Origin of the sequence: Aequorivita sinensis, from assembly GCF_006346335.1 — a bacterium.
GTDB classification, from domain to species: Bacteria; Bacteroidota; Bacteroidia; order Flavobacteriales; family Flavobacteriaceae; genus Aequorivita; species Aequorivita sinensis.
Map to the genome: position 1 here is coordinate 1 of NZ_VDMC01000038.1, position 2493 is coordinate 2493.

Consider the following 2493-nt stretch of genomic DNA (forward strand, 5'->3'; position numbering starts at 1 on the left):
TCCAAGTAGTCAGAATAGCCTGAACATCTTCACTTTCCTTTTCTCTTCTTTTAAATTCCTCAGTTTGTTGATAGTCAGTCATATTATTTGTTTTTGCATGAAGCACAACGGCTCGTATAACCGTCAGTTACGGGTTAATATGCGTTAATTTTCGTTTAGCACGGACGTTAGCAATTCCGAGTGGATTCGGACGTAGTCGAATCCGCCGTAATTGCGGTTATACATTGTTGGCAAATCGTTTTTATTTCAGTTTTCTTTTTTTGCAAAGGTCAAATTCGGTTTTGGTTTTTAGAAACTCAACGATGCAGTCTTCTTTTCCAAGTTCAAAGAAAGTAGAATCATTATCAATTTCTTCTAAATCTTTATAAAATAGTCCGAAAACATATTTTTCTCTTAATTTTAAATATGCGCTACTTCCAGGTCCGGCAAAATATTCTTGATTTGCAATAATAATCTCATAATTATCTATTTTCCAATATCTATGAACTCTTTCGGTCTGGGAAAAGTCTCGGACAAACTCAAAGAAACAAACCAGTAATCCAATTCCAATTGTTATTATAGTCAATAAAATCCGATGTCCTAATTTTTTGGAATGCCAGAAAATAAATCCAATTATTAAAACTATATTCAGGAAAGAAATTTTATAAATATTAGAGTAAGCAAAATTCAGTTCAGATGTGTAAATCACCAATTCAGCAATTACTATAATCATCAAAATGATTGCTAAAATGTCTTTGGTTCTCTGTTTCATCAAATGTTTGCCAACGGTCTCGGCTATGAGTAGTTGCGTGGTTTAGCGATTAACTTTGCAAGTACACAACAAACTGAAAATCCGTGAGGATTTTCAGAAGTAGGCGAGAACAAGCAATTACTTATAGCCATTGTTGGGCAACGTTTTTTATTCGATTATAAATTTCACTGTTACTTTTGAGGAAAACTTCATTTTCTCAAAATCAATTACAATATCTTCCTGTGCTCGACTTCCATAAATGCTTGAATAACCTCTGATTTGAACTCCAGCCACTTTACCTTGCAGTTGACTCGTTATCGATTCAGTTTCTAAATCCGAAACGTAAATAGCTTTTCCAATTTTTTGATTTAAAGGTTCAACCATTTTTTCGGCATTCTGTTTTGCTTTTAGAATAGCTTTTGCTTTTAGGTCAAGTAATAATTGGTCAGATTTTGAATATTCAGTTTTAGTAATAGATACATTCGATATTTCTTCACGTTCTAATCCTGCCATAACTTTTCCAACAGTCTGTGCGTCGTTAACAATTAATGAAAACATTTTTGTTTTTAGAATTTTTTGTCCGCTCAAAAAGTATTTTTTAAAGTCACTACTATAATCCAAAACAGAAAGATTTTTTTCTAAATCAATTTTTAATGAATTCAGAACTCGGAACATTGAAGATTCCAATTCCTCAGTCGATTTTTTATTACGGTTATCTTCTTCGTTTAAAATAATTACTAAATGAATTTTGTCAGGTGTTACTAAAGTATCAATTTCAGCAATAGTTTCTAAAAATGGTTGGTCTATAAAGTTCTTGTTTTGAGCAAAAGTTTGGATTGTTAAAAATCCTAAAAGAATAAATAAGATGTTTTTCATTGGTTATTTTTTTAATTCGTTTATTGCAACGAAGCTATAATTTCAGTATGTTTTTTAAAAGTCCGAATGAGTGAACTGTCCATTTCATTTAGTCTATTGGTCATTCAGCGAGATTTTTTTCAAATGTTGCCCAACGGCCCTGGCTATGGCAAGTGCGGGATTTTGAAAGCGATTCTTTGTCCGCCAGACCGAATTTTATTTAACTGCAATATCTTCATTTTTAAGCAGTAAGCCCGCATTTGCTATAGCCGATGTTGTGCCCACGTGCTTTTTTTTTATTTTCCTTCAAAGTATTCAAATAGTATCCATTCATCCTTCGTCAAGATTGTCCGAATGCTCGATTTTCCAACGATTAACCATTCTGCTCCATAGGATCCCGCTCCGTCAGAAAACAATCCTGTCAGTCGAATTTCTGTTCCGTCCTTTTTGATTTTGAAAAGTCCATCATTAACTCCTTCTCCGAACCAAGGATTGTACATATCGTCAACCTGTAAGTCATATTTGTTCTCTCCAATTTTCAAGGTCGCTTTAGTCAATGTGAATTTTGGAAAGTCACCGTCCGTTCCAAAAATTGGTCGTCCGTCAATCGCAATTGGAAATTTGTCAAAGAATTCGAATTTCTTTCCTGTCTTGTCGAAGTTTACCCGTTCAAGTGTCAGTTCGGTACTGTCGTTCAAATTCACTTTTACTTGTTCAGTTTGTCCCCAAATCTTAGAGGCAAACAGAATAGTAATTATTAATATGATTGTCGTTCGTGTCATTTTTTGCATTGGGCACAACGTCCCGTATAAAAACTGTGCGAGCGGGCGAGCGTGATTGTCCGCAGGACAATCCGCTGAGCAAGCGAGCACGGAATTTCGATTCAAGACAGGTTTTAGCATTGTTTT

General features: G+C 34.5%; 3 protein-coding genes. All 3 read right to left on the minus strand.

Annotated features, from left to right (window positions below; genetic code table 11):
- Nucleotides 1-241: 241 nt before the first annotated feature.
- Nucleotides 242-751, minus strand: coding sequence for a hypothetical protein (locus FHP04_RS14180; RefSeq protein WP_139856810.1), 510 nt, complete (start codon nucleotides 749-751; stop codon nucleotides 242-244).
- A gap of 147 nt (nucleotides 752-898) precedes the next feature.
- Complete coding sequence (locus tag FHP04_RS14185; RefSeq protein WP_139856811.1) at nucleotides 899-1606, minus strand: SIMPL domain-containing protein; 708 nt, start codon at nucleotides 1604-1606, stop codon at nucleotides 899-901.
- A gap of 275 nt (nucleotides 1607-1881) precedes the next feature.
- Nucleotides 1882-2367: a hypothetical protein gene (locus FHP04_RS14190; protein ID WP_139856812.1), complete on the minus strand. Its 486-nt coding sequence runs from the start codon at nucleotides 2365-2367 to the stop codon at nucleotides 1882-1884.
- Nucleotides 2368-2493 lie beyond the last annotated feature (126 nt).

What these genes read in the sequence shown, in the direction of transcription:
- FHP04_RS14185 (WP_139856811.1), bottom strand. Translation starts at nt 1,606, where the DNA reads ATGAAAAACATCTTATTTATTCTTTTAGGATTTTTAACAATCCAAACT.
- FHP04_RS14190 (WP_139856812.1), bottom strand. Translation starts at nt 2,367, where the DNA reads ATGACACGAACGACAATCATATTAATAATTACTATTCTGTTTGCCTCT.
- FHP04_RS14180 (WP_139856810.1), bottom strand. Translation starts at nt 751, where the DNA reads ATGAAACAGAGAACCAAAGACATTTTAGCAATCATTTTGATGATTATA.